General features: G+C 42.1%; 15 protein-coding genes. 10 read left to right on the forward strand and 5 right to left on the reverse strand.

Features of this window, described 5'->3' with window-relative positions; all coding sequences use genetic code 11:
- Nucleotides 1–66 precede the first annotated feature (66 nt).
- Together CWC28_RS14845 and CWC28_RS14850 are read right to left on the reverse strand one after the other, a co-directional pair.
- The gene (locus tag CWC28_RS14845) at nucleotides 67–528 is read right to left on the reverse strand and encodes a hypothetical protein (protein WP_063702102.1); all 462 of its coding nucleotides are present in this window, start codon (nucleotides 526–528) and stop codon (nucleotides 67–69) included.
- Between the two features lie 28 nt (nucleotides 529–556).
- The gene (locus tag CWC28_RS14850) at nucleotides 557–1450 is read right to left on the reverse strand and encodes a DUF350 domain-containing protein (protein ID WP_063702105.1); all 894 of its coding nucleotides are present in this window, start codon (nucleotides 1448–1450) and stop codon (nucleotides 557–559) included.
- A 72-nt stretch (nucleotides 1451–1522) separates the two neighbouring features.
- Here CWC28_RS14850 and glnE point away from each other — a divergent pair, with 72 nt between their 5' ends.
- On the forward strand, nucleotides 1523–4309 hold the full coding sequence (gene glnE / locus CWC28_RS14855) for a bifunctional [glutamate--ammonia ligase]-adenylyl-L-tyrosine phosphorylase/[glutamate--ammonia-ligase] adenylyltransferase (RefSeq protein ID WP_063702108.1): 2787 nt from the start codon (nucleotides 1523–1525) through the stop codon (nucleotides 4307–4309).
- Nucleotides 4310–4316: 7 nt separating this feature from the next.
- Here the strand turns inward: glnE and CWC28_RS14860 are convergent, their stop codons facing one another.
- The 3 genes from CWC28_RS14860 to tolC form a co-directional block, all read right to left on the reverse strand.
- The gene (locus CWC28_RS14860) at nucleotides 4317–4892 is read right to left on the reverse strand and encodes a TcpQ domain-containing protein (RefSeq protein ID WP_063702111.1); all 576 of its coding nucleotides are present in this window, start codon (nucleotides 4890–4892) and stop codon (nucleotides 4317–4319) included.
- A 59-nt stretch (nucleotides 4893–4951) separates the two neighbouring features.
- Nucleotides 4952–5878, reverse strand: a complete 927-nt coding sequence (gene lpxL, locus CWC28_RS14865) for an LpxL/LpxP family Kdo(2)-lipid IV(A) lauroyl/palmitoleoyl acyltransferase (protein WP_138625348.1) — start codon at nucleotides 5876–5878, stop codon at nucleotides 4952–4954.
- 107 nt (nucleotides 5879–5985) lie between these two features.
- Nucleotides 5986–7326 (reverse strand): outer membrane channel protein TolC, encoded by a 1341-nt coding sequence (gene tolC, locus CWC28_RS14870; protein ID WP_063702115.1) that lies wholly within the window; start codon nucleotides 7324–7326, stop codon nucleotides 5986–5988.
- Nucleotides 7327–7476: 150 nt separating this feature from the next.
- Here tolC and CWC28_RS14875 point away from each other — a divergent pair, with 150 nt between their 5' ends.
- The 9 genes from CWC28_RS14875 (at nucleotide 7477) to rraB (ending at nucleotide 16463) form a co-directional block, all read left to right on the forward strand.
- Nucleotides 7477–8109, forward strand: a complete 633-nt coding sequence (locus CWC28_RS14875; RefSeq protein WP_138625349.1) for an NUDIX domain-containing protein — start codon at nucleotides 7477–7479, stop codon at nucleotides 8107–8109.
- 9 nt (nucleotides 8110–8118) lie between these two features.
- Nucleotides 8119–8577: a DUF1249 domain-containing protein gene (locus tag CWC28_RS14880; protein WP_063702119.1), complete on the forward strand. Its 459-nt coding sequence runs from the start codon at nucleotides 8119–8121 to the stop codon at nucleotides 8575–8577.
- Entirely contained in the window at nucleotides 8564–9346 is a 783-nt protein-coding gene (locus CWC28_RS14885) for a metallophosphoesterase (protein WP_063702122.1), read from the forward strand. Before CWC28_RS14880 ends, CWC28_RS14885 begins: the two co-directional genes overlap by 14 nt.
- Nucleotides 9331–9891 (forward strand): YqiA/YcfP family alpha/beta fold hydrolase, encoded by a 561-nt coding sequence (locus tag CWC28_RS14890; RefSeq protein ID WP_063702124.1) that lies wholly within the window; start codon nucleotides 9331–9333, stop codon nucleotides 9889–9891. Before CWC28_RS14885 ends, CWC28_RS14890 begins: the two co-directional genes overlap by 16 nt.
- Nucleotides 9892–9924: 33 nt before the next feature.
- On the forward strand, nucleotides 9925–11814 hold the full coding sequence (gene parE, locus CWC28_RS14895) for a DNA topoisomerase IV subunit B (RefSeq protein ID WP_063702126.1): 1890 nt from the start codon (nucleotides 9925–9927) through the stop codon (nucleotides 11812–11814).
- Nucleotides 11815–11866: 52 nt separating this feature from the next.
- Nucleotides 11867–12967, forward strand: coding sequence for a PQQ-dependent sugar dehydrogenase (locus tag CWC28_RS14900; RefSeq protein WP_063702128.1), 1101 nt, complete (start codon nucleotides 11867–11869; stop codon nucleotides 12965–12967).
- 10 nt (nucleotides 12968–12977) lie between these two features.
- A complete protein-coding gene (parC, locus tag CWC28_RS14905; RefSeq protein WP_063702130.1) occupies nucleotides 12978–15275 on the forward strand; it encodes a DNA topoisomerase IV subunit A in 2298 nt (765 codons plus the stop codon).
- A gap of 166 nt (nucleotides 15276–15441) precedes the next feature.
- Nucleotides 15442–16128, forward strand: a complete 687-nt coding sequence (locus CWC28_RS14910; RefSeq protein ID WP_082422959.1) for a 1-acylglycerol-3-phosphate O-acyltransferase — start codon at nucleotides 15442–15444, stop codon at nucleotides 16126–16128.
- On the forward strand, nucleotides 16128–16463 hold the full coding sequence (rraB, locus tag CWC28_RS14915; protein WP_054552644.1) for a ribonuclease E inhibitor RraB: 336 nt from the start codon (nucleotides 16128–16130) through the stop codon (nucleotides 16461–16463). Before CWC28_RS14910 ends, rraB begins: the two co-directional genes overlap by 1 nt.
- Nucleotides 16464–16630: the final 167 nt, after the last annotated feature.

The raw sequence follows: 16630 nt of genomic DNA on the forward strand, positions 1-16630 counted from the left end.
TGTCACTTTTCAATAATTTTAGCAATATGGTAAGTATACAGCGGCTTAGGTGCAATTATTTATTTGTTATTTAAATTCGTCTTTAGCAGTTAAAGCATGAGCGGTGGTTTCAGCAATCTCAGATTGACACGAAAGGTGATTAATATGAGCAGGATCAGGGCAGGGAATAAAACTAAAGCTATGCCCATCTTGTTGCACTAAGTAACGTATTTTATGCAGCGAATTATAAATAAACTTTTGTGCATCATTCGCCAGTTGATAGTCGGTCTGATTGATCAGCACACCTTGAATATCATGATGTTCGTGTAGATAACTGGCGAGCTCTGAAACGCTAATTTCGTTACTAAAATCGCAATAGCAATAATCTTTAACGAGTTGATCGAACATGAGTTTAACCATGTGGCGGCTATTAGCGCCAGCCACTACTAGAGTCGAATTTTCGGCATTTGTAAAGTAGTGCTGAGCAAATGCGCGGCTAAACTCATCATCTATATCAACTAATAAATAATTATTAACTTTAAAGGGCATAATGCCTCACGATTCAAATACTTCCGTATCAAATTGAAAACATACTTATTAGTAAATAGCCTATTGCACCGAAAACGGCAAACTCAATACAAGCTATACCAATGTTATCTTGGTGATCTACTTCTAAGGATGTGTCTATATTAGGTAGCGAGATATATTTAATAATGTAGCTCAAAACATACAACAATACCCACATCGCCCCGCAATGAGATACGAGAGTGAATAAATTTTCTACCATCTTACCACTAATAAATGATGCACTGGCAAGACCAGCGTAGCCCGCAAGTGCTAGGCCAATAGACTTACCTGCATAGCGAATCCCAATAGAAGTATTTTCGAGATTAAAATTACTTTGCAGTGATGCGCCTTGGTTGGCTTTTGCAAAACGATACTCACGAATTTTACTATCAAGAGCAAACATTCCTTGCAGTACAAAGAAGCTCACTGTGGCGATAAGTAAGCTACTGTAGCCTTGGGTATGACACCAGTTATAAAGACCTAAAGATATTATGCAGTTCGCGATTAACATACCTGAATCGACCAAAGCGGCACACACATTTTGCTTGAGTATGGCTGCTTCTTCGTTAAAGCGATGCAAAATCCATTTACGGTGAATTAAGTGACCGACCTTGATAAAGGTAAACAAAAGTACAATGAGTAAAAGAACTTTGAGTGGATTAGACTGTGCGGCGCTTAAGCTGATTTCATCAAAAATATAGGCGATGGTGGTAATGACCACCAGGATTTCGCTAGCAAAGCTGATCCCCATGGCAAAATTATCATGTTGCGCAAGCTCTTCTTTAAGCGCTTGTTTTGCTTTAATTTGCGTTAGAATACGTAGCAGCACTATGGTGACGCAAATTACAGCGAAACTAATAGCAATCGCGACTAAACTAGTGTTAGATAATGATAAATATGACATGCAGGTCCCTGCTAAATAATTCTTTGATAATCATTCTAGTACGGTTATTGGCAAGTTAAAAGAGAGTATTTAATGAGTAATTTACACGCGCTTCCCGAGTCCCTTTATCAATTAGGGCAAACCCGCTTTGCGAGCTTGTATGAGGGGCAAGCTGAACAACATAAAATTATTAACTTGTTGTCTTTAAGTGACTTTGCGTGGAATTGCTTACAATCTCAACCTGACTTAAAAGACTGGCTACTTGATGACAATGAACTTGCTAATCGGACTGTTGAACTGCCTCTAAACAGTACTGAGATTAACGAGCTGGACGATAGTGCCGCAATGGCAAAGTTGCGCTTGTATCGAGAAAAGTATTGGTTGAAAGTGGCTTACCTTGACTTGTGTTGTGCAAACCCAATTGCCGATAGCATTGCTTATATCTCTGCCCTCGCAAGCCAGCTCATTGATAGTGCAAACCAGTGGGCGTTTGCGCAGGTCGCAAAAGTCAGTGGTATGCCACTTGATAATGAAGGCAATGCAATTGCCATGTTAGTGCTAGGGATGGGTAAACTTGGTGGGGGAGAGCTCAATTACTCATCAGACATTGATTTAATTTTTTCTTATCCTCGCGATGTTGCAACGCAAGGCGGTCGTCGCTCAGTTGAAGCCCAAGTGTTTTATACCAAAGTGGCGCAAAAGCTCATAATGGCGCTTAACCAAACCACAGTGAATGGCCAAGTATTTCGCGTTGATATGCGTTTGCGCCCGTTTGGTGAAAGCGGACCCTTGGTAATGAGTTTTCATGCAATGGAAGATTATTACCAAGAGCAAGGGCGTGAATGGGAACGTTATGCGATGCTCAAAGGGCGCTTAATTGGCACTGAAAACCCTTACTGGAAGGAGTTTTATGAATTGCTACGCCCGTTTGTTTACCGACGTTATATTGATTTTTCGGTGATTGAATCGCTACGTAAGATGAAGCAAATGATCGCCCAAGAGGTACGCCGAAAACGCCTCACAAACAATATTAAATTAGGGGCAGGTGGCATTCGAGAAGTAGAGTTTGTGGTGCAAGCGCTACAAATGGTTCGAGGCGGCCGTGAAGCTAACTTGCAAACTCAGTCACTGCTAATTGCTTTAAAAGAGCTGGTTAATAATCAAGTGATGTCGAGTAAAGAGGCCGATTTATTAACACAGAACTATTTAGACCTTCGTAAAATAGAGCAATACTTACAAATTTTTGCAGATAAACAAACGCAAACCCTACCTGATGATGAGTTAAACCAACAACGCTTATGTTATTTGCTTAACAAAGATGACTTTAAACAGTGTTTAACAAGTATTGAGCAGACCATGGCGCAAGTGCATGGTGAATTCGAGCAAGTGATTGGCTTTGAAAGTGAAACGGCGGATCCGTGTGAAAGTGAGTACATTAGCGCTTGGGAAATGACTGATGTGAGCCTGATGTGTGAACCTAACCTTGATTGGCAAGTGGCGCTTGAAGACTTTAAAGCGCGTCTAACAAAAGCGAAAATTGGCAGCCGCGGTCGTGATATCCTCGATAAATTAATGCCACTTTTACTTAAACAGTTAACCGTGACGAAAGCGAGCAGTGATGCCTTTACGATGATTTGCCAAGTGTTGAATAAAATCATTTCACGTACCGCCTACCTAGAGCTGTTATACGAAAATCCTGGGGCCTTAAATCAACTGGTTGCACTTTGTTGTCATAGTAAATGGATAGGCGAGCATATCTCTCGTTACCCAATTTTACTTGATGAGCTGATTGATCCGCAGGTGCTCTATAAACCGACACCTTTATCCGCTTACAAAGATGAAATCAGGCAGTATTTCTTGCGTATCGAACATGGCGATTTAGAGCTGCAAATGGAAGCACTTCGTCAGTTTAAACAAACGCATCAGTTACGCATTGCCGCAGCCGATGCAACCGGTGTGTTGAGTGTGATGAAGGTAAGCGATCACCTCACTGCACTTGCTGAGGCTATTGTAGAGCAAGCGGTCAATATTGCATGGCATGCGTGTGTTGAGCGCTTTGGTCAACCTGCCAATACGACAGAGCAAGAAAAGGGCTTTGCGGTTATTGCTTACGGGAAAACGGGTGGCTTTGAAGTAGGTTATGATTCAGATCTTGATCTGGTATTTGTGCATAACCACGATGGCAGTAGTTATACCGATGGTGATAAGTCGATTGATTCTAGGCAGTTTTATTTAAAGCTTGCGCAGCGTTTAATGCACTTATTCAATACCCGTACTGCGTCAGGTATTTTGTATGAGCTTGATACTCGCTTGCGTCCTGAAGGGGCGTCGGGCTTATTGGCTATTAATTTAGAAAGTTACTACCACTATCAGCAAACTCAAGCATGGACCTGGGAGCATCAAGCCTTGGTTCGCTCGCGCATGATTTACGGACAAGACTCGTTGAGTGAGCGCTTTGCTCAAATTCGCAAAGACGTTTTATGCCAAGCTCGCGATAACGAAAAGTTGAAAACCGATGTCGTTGAAATGCGAGAAAAAATGCGTGCACACCTTGCTAAAGGTGATGATGAGCTGTTTGATTTAAAACAAGATAGAGGTGGTATCACAGATATTGAATTTATCACTCAATATTTGGTGTTGAACAATGCAGTGCAGTACCCTGAGCTAACGACATGGTCTGATAATGTGCGCATTTTAGCTGATGCTGCCCGTTTAGGCTGTATTACTGTGCAAATGCAGCAAGAGTTAGTGGCTGCGTATATTGCCTATCGTTCACGTTATCACGTAATGAGTTTGAATCAGCAGGGACGTTGTGCGCCACGTGCTGAGTTAACTCAGCACATCGACTTAGTAAGTCTGGCGTGGCAAGAGGTGTTTTAGATATTAGCTAGCTTTTTAAGCGACGGCAGTTTTCGCGCACATAAGCAGAGGGCAGCTCGGTGATAACCGCTGCTCTTTGCTTAAAGCAAAAATAGGTGTAAACCTCATTTTCGAAATCATCGTTGATGGCGCGACCAACTTGGTAAAGTGTTGAAACAAAGTTACTATCAACGCGAAAATGATCTTTTACAACATAGTCTTTGCTTAAATACCAGTACAACACGATGTCTTCGTGACGGGCATAGTCAGACAGTACATCTTTTAAAGTATTGCCATTTTCAAAGCGGCGAGGTTGTATGTCACCAGTCCAGTTTGGTGATGAAGGCTCGACGACTTTTTCGCGTTCAAAAAGCGCGACATCTAAGCTGGTTTCAGGCGTAGGCAATTTTAGAACGTATTTATCGCGCTCATTATTTTTGTCATTCACTTGGTTACGTAGCGCTGCATAAAAGCGCGATAAACCTTGTGCTGCAGCATTTTTGGTATCTTTCATGTCCAATACAGGACCACTACCAAATAAAAAGTAAATAGCAGCAGCAATCAAAATAAAAGCTAATGATAAATGCTTAACCCAAAACCACATTTCTAATACTCTTGTTGTTAATTAGCTTAATAAAACCATATAAACAGCAAAATGTCACTCTACTTGTAATAAGAAGGTGCGTTCTTGTCAGGGCGAGTTTTAAAGCGACGGTGAAGCCACATATATTGCTCAGGTGCTAAATCGATGGCTTGTTCCATGCGTTGATTTACTCGGGTCACGTCAGCAAGGTCATCGCCACTTGGGAAGTTTTCAAGAGCAGGTAACACTTCTAAGTGGTAGCGGCCCTCTTCATCACGACGACTGGTTAGGCTCACCGTTTCACAGTTACGGCTACTTGAAAACAACAGCGTTCCCGTTGTTGTGGCTGCTTCTTTTACCGCATAAAAAGGGGCAAATTCACAGCGGTTACGACCGTAATCTTGATCTGGCAGGTAATAACAAACCTTTTTATTTTTAAGTGCTTGCAATAAGCCTTTGACATCCTTTTTGCCAATTAAATATTCGTTTGAACGAAGGCGACCGTTAGTCGTGAAATATTCCATCAAAGGGTTGTTATGAGGACGATAAAAGCCAATGCCTTGGTGTTTTACACCCATAATACGGCTCGCCATTTCTAAGTGTAAAAAGTGTGGCACAAGTAACAGCACGCCTTTACCTGATTGCTGAGCTTTTTCAAAGTGCTCCAAGCCTTTAACAGAACCAAATACTTTATTGATACGCCAATTTGGCCACCACCAAGCCATGCCGGTTTCCATCATTGCAATACCGGTGTTTTCCATATTTTTACGAACTAATTCGCGCTGTTCATGTTCAGGCATATCAGGAAAACATAAGCGAATGTTGACCTCTGCAATATGACGGCGGCGCTTCATAAAGCGATGTACTAAACGGCCCAGCAGTTTTCCAAGTGCAAGTTGTAATTTATGTGGTAACCAAGAGATAAGGTATAAAAAGAACACGCCAATCCAAGTTAACCAGTAACGAGGGCCTAAAAAAGACGCTTTAAAAGGAGATGAACTAACCACAAAAAAATCTCTAAAAATAAAAAAGCTAGTTTAACTGTATGTCCTTAAAAATACAAAAAAGCCAGCACGAGGCTGGCTTTCGAGTAAGGACTATATAGAAGAAATACTTAGATTTCTTTTAAACCTTGGTTAATTGCAACAAGGTCTTCGCTAGTAAGCGTACCAGCAGCTTGTTTCAAGCGTAATGTTGAAACAACATAGCGGTAGCGAACGTTTGCTAAGTTACTTTTTGCATTGTAAAGGTTTTGCGTGCTGATCAATACGTCAACGATAGTACGTGTACCAACTTCAAAGCCAGCTTCAGTTGCTTTAAGTGCACTTTCAGCAGAAACAACAGCTTGTTGCAGCGCTTTATAAGTCGCGATGTCAGATACCACTTGGTTATACGATGTGATCACTGAGCGAGTTACTGCACGTAAGCTTGCTTCTAAATCTTCACTTGCCGCAACATAGTATGCGCGAGCTTGATCAGTCGCTGCTGTAGTCGCGCCACCTGAGTAGATAGGTAGGCTGAAGTTAACACCAATACTCGCACTGTCTTCACGTGGCTGATGTGAGTTGCTGTTTAGATCAGTAAGGCTGTCACCGTATGAAGCGCTTAACGTTAACTTCGGATAGTGGCCAGCTTTTGCTAAGTCGATTTGATCTTTAGCAATATCAACCGTTACTTTTGAAACTTGCAGGTTTAAGTTGTTGTCTTTTGCAATTTCAATGTAGTCAGTTGATTGTTTGTTAGGTGCAACCGTTGAAAACGTATCTGTATTCAACATGTCTAGTTTTGCGTGGTATTTGCCTGTGATTTCACGAAGTTGCTCACGGGCTGTTTCAACGCTGTTCTTAGCAACGATTTCTTGTGCTACTGAGTTATCGTACTGCGCTTGCGCTTCATGTACGTCAGTGATTGCAGTTAAACCTACCGCATAACGCTCTTTAGTTTGTTGTAATTGACGCTCGATAGCGCGTTTTTCAGCTTGAACAAACTCAAGGTTATCGATTGCACTGAGTACGTTGAAGTAACCATCAGCAACACGAACAATTAGGTCTTGGCGAGCATAATCATATTGTGCATTTGCTTGTAATGCTTGTTTATCTGCAATACCCAGTGAATTCCATGCACCTAAATCAAACAGTGTTTGATTTAAGCTAATACCACGGCTGAATTCATCAGGGTCATAGTCATAACCGGTATAACCCGTTGCATCAGTACCGTCATAAAGATCTGATTTGGTTGATTGGTAACCAAGGCTTAAACCAATTTGTGGTAATAGTGCACTTAACGCGCGATCGCTCTCAAAGGCTTGCGCATCTGCTTGGGCTTTTGCTTTAAGTACGGTAGGATCGTTTGCTGTCGCAATCTCGTAAACTTGTAGTAAGTCTTCAGCGTAACTTGCTGTTGCAGTCAGTGCGCTTGAAAACCCAATCAGCGCAGCGAGTAGTGTTTTTTTCATTGTTCGTTCAGTCCTTAGACAATTTTGTACTGTGACCATGGTACTCTTTTTTAATGAATAACCAAAAAAAAATTACGTAAATCTGCATGTCCAAGTGTAACAGAATATAATTGGCCGTAACATTTACTTAAAACGTGAAGGAAATAGTGAATGAAAATATCAGCAATCTCACAATTTAGCCATGATGACATAGAGTTAAAGCCAATTGAGCGTGTTTATGATGGTTTCTTTAAAATTAACACCTATCGCTTTCATCATGCGTTGTTTGCAGGTGGTAAATCGGTTGAAGTTAAACGCGAAATTTTAGAGCGCGGCCATGCTGTTGCTGTACTTCCTTATGACCCTGCGACTGACCAAGTTTTGTTAATCGAACAAATTAGAATCGGGGCGCTCGCATCAAAGCAGTCACCTTGGTTACTTGAGTGTATTGCTGGTATGGCAGATGGCAGCACTGATTACGAAGAGGTTGCTAAGCGCGAAGCATTTGAAGAAGCGGGTATTGAGCTTGATGAGCTGGAATTTATGATGTCATATCTTTCAAGCCCCGGCGGCACCACTGAGCGTTTGTATTTATATTTAGCACGTACTGACTTAGCAGGGTATCAAGGCGGTATTTTTGGCTTAGATAATGAAGATGAAGATATCAAAACCCATGTAATGCCATACGATGAAGCTATGCTGCGCTTAGAACAGGGTGAAATAGACAATGCAGCGACAGTTATCTCATTACAGTGGTTAGCACTGAATAAGCAACGTATACTGTCTGATTGGAAAAACTCATAGGGGATTATTTTGTCGTACGTCAGTGCCCAGCAGCGTTATATTCAAAGCTTACCTAAGTACTTAACTTTGTGTGAGCATAATTACGTGCGTGCGCTTAAGCTCTTACCTCATGAACGCCGCGTCGGTCAGGAGCGTAAAGTGCAATTAGGTCACAGTACTTTTACGGTTAAAGTTGACGATACAGCAAAATACACCACAGATATTTCTATCAGCCAAGAGACGGGTAATTTACCTTCGGTTAAGCCATTGTATTTAACTGTGCGCATGTATCATGATGCGAAAGTCGCTGAAATTGTGCATCATGATTTTCATCAGCGCATCAAGCCTTCCTATGCTTACCCCAATCCGAATATGCATCAAAAAGATGAAAAATATCAGCTTAACGCCTTTTTATATGACTGGCTGGTGGCCTGTGTTGAAAACGGCCGTGCAGTTTTAAATTGGGATGTAAATAATGGCTTGGTTTAGTTACGCCTACCATTTTGATAAAACAGCATTGAAAGTTGCCCACATCACAGACTGCCATTTATCAAAAGACACAACGGGTGAATACTTTAGCGTGAATACGGCAGCGTATTTTGCGCGTTGCTTACAAGCTATTGCTAAGCTAAATGTGGATTGTGTGGTGTTTGGTGGTGATTTAACACAAGATCACAGCACTGAGTCTTACCAGCTTTTTGCTAAATTAATTGATAACTCAGCGCTCAGTTGTCCGGTGTTTTGGCTGCCAGGCAATCATGATGAACTTGCCGAATATGAAAAGCTTACAAGCCCGCAAATTTTAAACAATAAACGCATTACCTTTTTAGGTGGGCAGTTGCTGTTGGCAAACTCAAAAGGCCCGACGCCAGCAGGTTGGGTAACACACACGCATTTAGATGAATTAAGCCAAACGGTAGGGCAGGTACCTAGCGTGGTGTTTTGTCATCATAATCCGCTACCTATTCAAGCCTATTTAGATAAACATATGCTAGAAAATGGCCCGCAGTTTTTAAATATGTGCGTCAATACAGAGCATTGCCTTGGCGTATTCCACGGTCATGTGCATCATGAGTACAGGCAAACCTACCGTGACCTTAGTGTGTATGCGACACCAGCCAGCTCAATCCAATTTAGCAAACACACGATGGCGTGGCAGCAAGAGGATTTAGGCCCCGCATTTCGAATCATCGACTTAATAATTGATGAGCAACAAAACTTACTGTTAAGCACGGATGTAGTATGGCTAAACGAGTAATTTATATTCATGGCTTTAATAGCTCTGAGCAATCTTACAAAGCAGTTCGTTTTGGTGAGCACATGGCGCAATTTGATGTCGATTATCAGGTGCCAAGATTAACTCATGAACCATTACATGCAATTTTACAATTAGAACAACTGCTAAATGATGATACTGTATTACTAGGAAGTTCATTAGGCGGTTTTTATGCGACTTATTTGTCGCAACGTTATTCGATACCTGCGGTGGTAATAAACCCTGCAGTTCGGCCATTTGAGTTACTCGATAACTATTTAGGGCCAAATTATAACCCGTATCAAGATAGTCATTACGAACTTGATAATCGTCACATGGATGCATTGCGCAGTTTATATTTGCCGCAATTAGACACTCCTTCATTGCTTTATTTGTTACAGCAAACGGGCGATGAAGTACTGCCTTTTCAACAGGCGGTTAACTATTATTCTCAGTGTAAGCAACACGTTGAATTTGGAGGCGATCATAGTTTTATCGGCTTCGAACAAACCTTTGCAAGTATTGTAGATTTTCTTAAAATCACGTAAAACATAGCTAAGCGCATAAAAGATATAAAAACTATGAGTCAGCAAAATTATAACGCCGAAGCAATTGAAGTCTTAAACGGGTTAGAACCCGTAAAACGCCGCCCAGGTATGTACACCGACACGGTTCGTCCTAACCACTTAGGTCAAGAGGTTATCGATAACAGTGTCGATGAAGCAATGGCAGGTCATGCAACAAAAATAGATGTCATTCTTCATGAAGATAATTCCCTTGAAGTTATCGATGACGGCCGTGGTATGCCGATTGATATTCACCCTGAAGAAGGTATTCCGGGTGTGGAACTTATTTTTACCAAGCTGCACGCCGGTGGTAAATTCTCAAATAAAAACTATCAATTCTCGGGTGGCTTACACGGGGTAGGTATTTCGGTTGTAAATGCGCTATCGACTCGTGTTGAAGTTACTGTGCGCCGTGATGCACAGCAATTTCGCATGGCCTTTGAGAACGGCGATAAGGTTGAAGACTTAAACGTCATTGGCTCTGTGGGCAAACGTAACACAGGTACAACCGTGCGCTTTTGGCCTGATGCCAGCTATTTCGACTCAGCTAATTTTTCGATTACTAAGCTTAATCATTTATTAAAAGCCAAAGCGGTATTATGCCCAGGCTTACGTATCAAGTTTACTAACAAGCAAACCAAAGAAAGCCAAGAATGGTATTACGAAACTGGCTTAAAAGACTATTTAACAGAAGCGGTTAAAGGTTTTGAAATACTACCAAAAGAACCATTTATTGGTGAGTTTTCAAGCTCAACAGAGGGCGCTGACTGGGCTGTAGTGTGGTTGCCTGAAGGCGGTGAGTCCATTGCAGAAAGCTATGTAAACTTAATCCCTACTGCACAAGGTGGTACACACGTTAATGGTTTACGCCAAGGTTTACTTGAAGCAATGCGTGAATTCTGTGAATTCAGAAACCTACTACCGCGTGGTGTAAAGCTAACACCTGATGATATTTGGGAGCGCTGTAGCTATGTGTTGTCGGTAAAAATGCAAGATCCGCAGTTTGCAGGTCAAACAAAAGAGAAATTATCATCTCGTTCTTGCGCGGCGTTTGTATCTGGTGTGGTGAAAGACTCATTTAGCTTATGGTTAAACGAGCACACTGAGACTGCTGAATTATTAGCTGAGCTATGTATCTCAAATGCACAGCGCCGCTTACGTGCTGCCAAAAAAGTTGTCCGTAAGCGCATTACCTCAGGCCCTGCGTTACCTGGTAAATTAACTGATTGTAGCGCTCAAGATAATGACCGCACTGAACTGTTTTTAGTAGAGGGTGACTCTGCGGGTGGTTCAGCAAAACAAGCACGCGACCGTGAATTCCAAGCAATCATGCCGCTGCGCGGTAAGATTTTAAATACGTGGGAAGTTGAGTCAGGGCAGATTTTAGCATCGCAAGAGGTGCATGATATTTCAGTGGCTCTAGGTATTGACCCAGACTCGAGTGATTTATCTGGTCTACGCTACAACAAGATTTGTATTTTGGCCGATGCTGACTCGGATGGATTACACATTGCTACCTTGTTATGTGCACTGTTTGTTCGCCATTTCCCTGCGCTTGTAAAAGAAGGTCACGTCTATGTGGCGATGCCACCGCTATTTCGTATCGACATCGGAAAAGAGGTGTATTACGCCCTTGATGAAGATGAAAAGAACGGTATTTTAGCGCGCATTGAAGCAGAGAAAAAACGCGGCAAAGTGAACGTGCAACGCTTCAAAGGGTTAGGTGAAATGAACCCATTACAACTGCGCGAAACGACCATGGACCCTAATACGCGTCGTTTAGTACAGCTTACTTTGGATGAAGAAGAGCAAACCATGGAGATGATGGACATGCTTCTTGCGAAAAAGCGTTCATCAGACCGTCGCCAATGGTTAGAAGATCACGGTAACCGCGCAGAAGTTTAATAAAGGGTGTAGTAACCTAATTGCTAGCAACGAATTAAAGGGCAAGACAAAAATGAAAAAATTACTGACCTCCTTACTATCGCTGAGCTTGTTATCAGCGCCAGTAATGGCAAAAGATATTCTTGATAAGCTGACAGTCGCTGATGGCTTTTCTATTAGCTTATTTGCTGATGATGTTGAAAATGCACGCCAAATTGCGGTATCAAAAAAAGGCATTGTTTACGCGGGTTCACGTAAAGCAGGAAACGTGTATGCATTAATTGATCACAACAGTGATGGTGTAGCAGATAAAAAGATTGTGATTGCCACAGGTCTTGAAATGCCATCTGGTTTGGCTGTTAAAGATGGTGATTTATATGTGGCTGAAGTGTCACGTATTATTCGTTTTAAAGACATTGATAAAAATCTAAAAGATCCTAAATTCGAAGTGGTATACGATAAGTTCCCAACAGATCGTCATCACGGCTGGAAGTTCATTAGCTTTGCACCAACAGGTGAATTAATTGTGCCAGTGGGTGTGCCATGTAACATTTGCGCTGAAGACGACAAATACGGTCGTATCTTTTCTTTAAATGTTGATACCAAAGAAATTAAAACGATCGCCAAAGGTGTACGTAACTCAGTTGGTTTTGACTATCATCCTACAACAAATGCATTTTGGTTCAGTGATAACGGCCGTGACATGATGGGTGATGACATCCCTCCTTGCGAAATTAACCGTGTTGGTGAAGGCGAAGAGGGCGCGCATTATGGTTTCCCTTATGTTCACGCCGGTGCGATTTTAGATCCTGAATTTGGCGCAGGCAAAAGCATTGCTGACTATAAATCGCCAGCCCTTGCATTAGGTGCCCATGTTGCACCACTGGGTATCCATTTCTATAACGGCAAGCAGTTCCCTGCTAAGTATAAAGAGCAATTATTTGTTGCCGAGCATGGCTCTTGGAACCGTAGTAAAAAGTCAGGTTATAAAGTAATGCTAGCGAATGTTGATCAAGGTCGTATTACTAAATACACCCCATTCATCACTGGTTTCATGCAAAACGAAGAAACATTTGGTCGCCCAGTTGCATTTGCAGAGCTTGCAGATGGCAGCTTATTGATCTCAGACGACTTTGCTAACGTGATCTATCGTGTTAGTGCTAAGAAAAAATAGGTAAGCGTTAATGAGTGATACAGATACCTTGCTGATGCAAGGCATAGAACAACAAACAATGGGGCGTTTTACCGAAGACGCCTACTTAAACTACTCAATGTACGTCATCATGGATCGCGCCTTACCTCATGTAGGTGACGGTCTAAAACCTGTACAGCGTCGTATCATTTATGCAATGAGCGAACTGGGGTTATCGGCGCAAGCAAAATATAAAAAATCAGCGCGTACCGTGGGTGATGTACTGGGTAAATACCACCCTCATGGTGATAGTGCCTGTTACGAAGCAATGGTGTTAATGGCGCAGCCGTTTTCTTACCGCTACCCGCTGGTGGACGGTCAAGGTAACTGGGGTGCTGCGGATGATCCTAAGTCATTTGCTGCGATGCGTTATACCGAAGCGCGTTTATCTAAGTTCTCTGAAGTTTTATTAAAAGAGCTTGGCCAAGGCACAGTTGACTGGACCTCAAACTTTGATGGCACACTCGATGAGCCAATGGTGTTACCTGCGCGTTTACCACATATCTTACTCAATGGTGTGACCGGTATTGCGGTAGGTATGGCGACCGATATTCCGCCGCATAATGTGCGTGAAGTTGCCAGTGCCTGTTGCTTACTTCTTGATAAACCAAAAGCTGAAATCGAAGAGTTGCTTGAGTTAGTGCATGCGCCTGACTACCCAACAGAAGCTGAGATCATCACACCCAAAGACGATATTCGTAAGATTTATCAGACCGGACGTGGCTCTATCAAGATGCGTGCAATTTACACTGAAGAGCAAGGTGACATAGTGATCACAGCGCTGCCTCATCAGTGTTCAGGTGCAAAAGTACTTGAGCAAATTGCTGCGCAAATGAATGCTAAAAAGCTGCCAATGGTTGCTGATTTACGTGACGAATCAGATCACGAAAACCCAACTCGTATCGTAATTGTTCCGCGTTCTAACCGTATTAAGGCTGAGCCATTAATGGCGCACCTATTTGCAACGACAGACTTAGAAAAGAACTACCGCGTAAACTTAAACATGCTTGGCCTCGATGGTCGTCCGCAAGTTAAAGACTTACGTAGTATCTTAACTGAGTGGTTAACGTTCCGCCGTGAAACAGTTCGCCGTCGTTTACAATACCGCTTAGATAAAGTGTTAGCACGCTTGCATATTTTAGAAGGTTTATTAACTGCTTTCTTAAATATTGACGAAGTCATTGAAATTATTCGTACTGAAGATAAACCGAAGCCTGTATTAATGGAGCGCTTTGGTATTACCGATATTCAAGCCGAAGCGATTTTAGAATTAAAACTACGTCATTTAGCAAAACTTGAAGAATTCAAGATTAAAGGTGAGCAAGATGAGCTTGCTCTAGAACGTGATAAGTTAGAGCAAATTTTGGGTTCTGAGCGTCGTATGTCGACGTTGATGAAAAAAGAAATCCAAGAAGCGGCTGAAATGTACGGTGATGATCGTCGCTCACCTGTTGTTGAACGTTTAGAAGCAAAAGCACTAAGCGAAAAAGATCTTATTCCTTCTGAGTCAGTGACCGTTGTGTTATCTGAAAAAGGCTGGGCACGTGTCGGTAAAGGTCATGATTTAGATGTTGAAGGGCTAAGTTATAAGTCAGGCGACAGTTATAAAGCCTCTGCGCGAGGTAAGAGTAATCAGCCTGCGGTGTTCTTAGACTCAAGTGGTCGCGCTTTTGCTACTGATGCCCACAGTTTACCTTCAGCACGTAGTCAAGGCGAACCAATGACAGGGCGCTTTAACTTAAGCGCTGGTGCTAACTTTGAGCATGTCGTGATGGCAGAAGACAACCAAGTGTTGTTAATGGCTTCAGATGCAGGTTATGGCTTTATAAGCGACTTTAAAGATCTGGTGAGTAAGAACAAAAACGGTAAAGCGCTGGTCAGTGTTCCTAAAGGGGGTGAGTTACTCGCGCCAATTAGAGTGACTGATGTAGCAACTGACTACTGTATGGCAATCTCTAACGAAGGCCGAATGTTGCTATTCCCACTGCGCGACTTACCTAAGCTAAGTAAAGGTAAAGGCAATAAGATTATTTCTATCCCAAGTGCGAAAGTGCAAGCCCGTGAAGAGTTTGTAAAAGTACTGGCTGTGGTGCCTGAGGGCAGTAGCGTAACTCTGCATGCAGGGAAACGAAAACTGACACTCAAACCGTCTGATCTTGAGCATTATCATGGTGAACGCGGTAGACGAGGTAATAAGTTACCACGTGGTCTGCAGCGAGTTGATGAAGCTGTTGTTGAAGTGATTCAGACTGATGATAGTGATGAGTCGCCAAGCGAAGTAACAGAGTAAAAACCAGAGGCCTGCAATTGCAGGCCTTTTTATTAGCAAAACTCACAAATACATTTAAGCGTACACATGTGCGCTTAAAGCTATTGCAATAGCATTTTTCACGTTATAATGCGCGCTGATTAGTACGAGGAGAATTCGTTTGTTAGCTATTTTTCGCATAATTTTCATGGCGTTATTTATTGTTTTAAGCTGTGTTTTTGGGCTGCTTTTATGCATTGTGAAGCCATTTCATACTAATAACGTGCATATTATTTCTGGTTGGTTTTGCAAGGTAGCTAAAATTTTAGGTGTAAAACTTGAGCTTAAATATCACGAGACTCCTAAAAATATTGGCCCTGCTGTCTATGTAGCAAATCATCAAAATAACTATGACTTATTCACTTTGCCTGCCATGGTTCCAGAAAACTGTGTAAGCCTAGGTAAAAAAAGCCTTAAATGGATCCCATTTTTTGGTCAACTATATTGGTTATCGGGAAATATCTTAATTGACCGTGCTAACCGCTCAAAAGCGGCTGGCACAATTTCTAAATCGGCTGAGAAAATAAAACAAAAAGGTCTATCGGTTTGGATGTTTCCTGAGGGCACGCGAAGCTATGGCCGTGGTTTATTACCCTTCAAAACAGGTGCTTTTCACACTGCAATGAGTGCAGATGTGCCAGTCGTGCCAGTTTGTATGAGTACAACACACAAAACTATTAAGCTAAATCGCTGGGATAATGGTACAATTTACCTCGAAATGTTAGCGCCGATTTATCTTGATAAAGACGTATCTGCTCGTGACCATGCTTCACATGTTCATCAGATTATGGCTGCTAAAATAACTGAATTAGATGCTCAAGTGAGAAACAAATAATGGAAAATTGGCGCGAAATTACTGAAGACATCGTTACTTCATTACTTGAAGATGGCTCAGATCCTGAAGTACTTTATGAAGTGGAACACCACTTTGTTAGCGAAAATTTTGAAAAGCTAGAGCAAGCAGCTTTAGCCGCTTTTAAACTAGGTTACGATGTTGAAGAACCTGCTGAACTTGAGCTTGAAGACGGCGAGAAAGTGTGGAGTTTTGACGTGGTTGTTGAGTGTGAACTTGACGTAGAAGCCATTATGGAAGATGTAGACAAGCTAGAAGCACTTGCTCAGCAAACAGATGTTGAATACGACGGCTGGGGCACTTACTTTCAGGAATAAATAGCTAGAGAGCTGTCAGCTATCAGCTATCAGCCGTCAGCTATCAGCCGTCAGCTTTCAGGGATAAAGTTAGCGAGTTGCTACTTTCTAACTTTACTCTTTCTAACTTTCCCCTTTCTAACTTTCCCCTTTCTAACTTTCCCCTTTCTAACTTTCCCCTTTCTACC

This window comes from Pseudoalteromonas sp. S4492 (assembly GCF_005886115.1).
Lineage (GTDB): Bacteria > Pseudomonadota > Gammaproteobacteria > Enterobacterales > Alteromonadaceae > Pseudoalteromonas > Pseudoalteromonas gelatinilytica.

Coding starts and splice junctions, on each gene's coding strand:
- CWC28_RS14845 (WP_063702102.1), bottom strand. CDS start 528: ATGCCCTTTAAAGTTAATAATTATTTATTAGTTGATATAGATGATGAG.
- CWC28_RS14850 (WP_063702105.1), bottom strand. CDS start 1,450: ATGTCATATTTATCATTATCTAACACTAGTTTAGTCGCGATTGCTATT.
- glnE (WP_063702108.1), top strand. CDS start 1,523: ATGAGTAATTTACACGCGCTTCCCGAGTCCCTTTATCAATTAGGGCAA.
- CWC28_RS14860 (WP_063702111.1), bottom strand. CDS start 4,892: ATGTGGTTTTGGGTTAAGCATTTATCATTAGCTTTTATTTTGATTGCT.
- tolC (WP_063702115.1), bottom strand. CDS start 7,326: ATGAAAAAAACACTACTCGCTGCGCTGATTGGGTTTTCAAGCGCACTG.
- CWC28_RS14875 (WP_138625349.1), top strand. CDS start 7,477: ATGAAAATATCAGCAATCTCACAATTTAGCCATGATGACATAGAGTTA.
- CWC28_RS14885 (WP_063702122.1), top strand. CDS start 8,564: ATGGCTTGGTTTAGTTACGCCTACCATTTTGATAAAACAGCATTGAAA.
- CWC28_RS14890 (WP_063702124.1), top strand. CDS start 9,331: ATGGCTAAACGAGTAATTTATATTCATGGCTTTAATAGCTCTGAGCAA.
- parE (WP_063702126.1), top strand. CDS start 9,925: ATGAGTCAGCAAAATTATAACGCCGAAGCAATTGAAGTCTTAAACGGG.
- CWC28_RS14900 (WP_063702128.1), top strand. CDS start 11,867: ATGAAAAAATTACTGACCTCCTTACTATCGCTGAGCTTGTTATCAGCG.
- parC (WP_063702130.1), top strand. CDS start 12,978: ATGAGTGATACAGATACCTTGCTGATGCAAGGCATAGAACAACAAACA.
- CWC28_RS14910 (WP_082422959.1), top strand. CDS start 15,442: ATGGCGTTATTTATTGTTTTAAGCTGTGTTTTTGGGCTGCTTTTATGC.
- rraB (WP_054552644.1), top strand. CDS start 16,128: ATGGAAAATTGGCGCGAAATTACTGAAGACATCGTTACTTCATTACTT.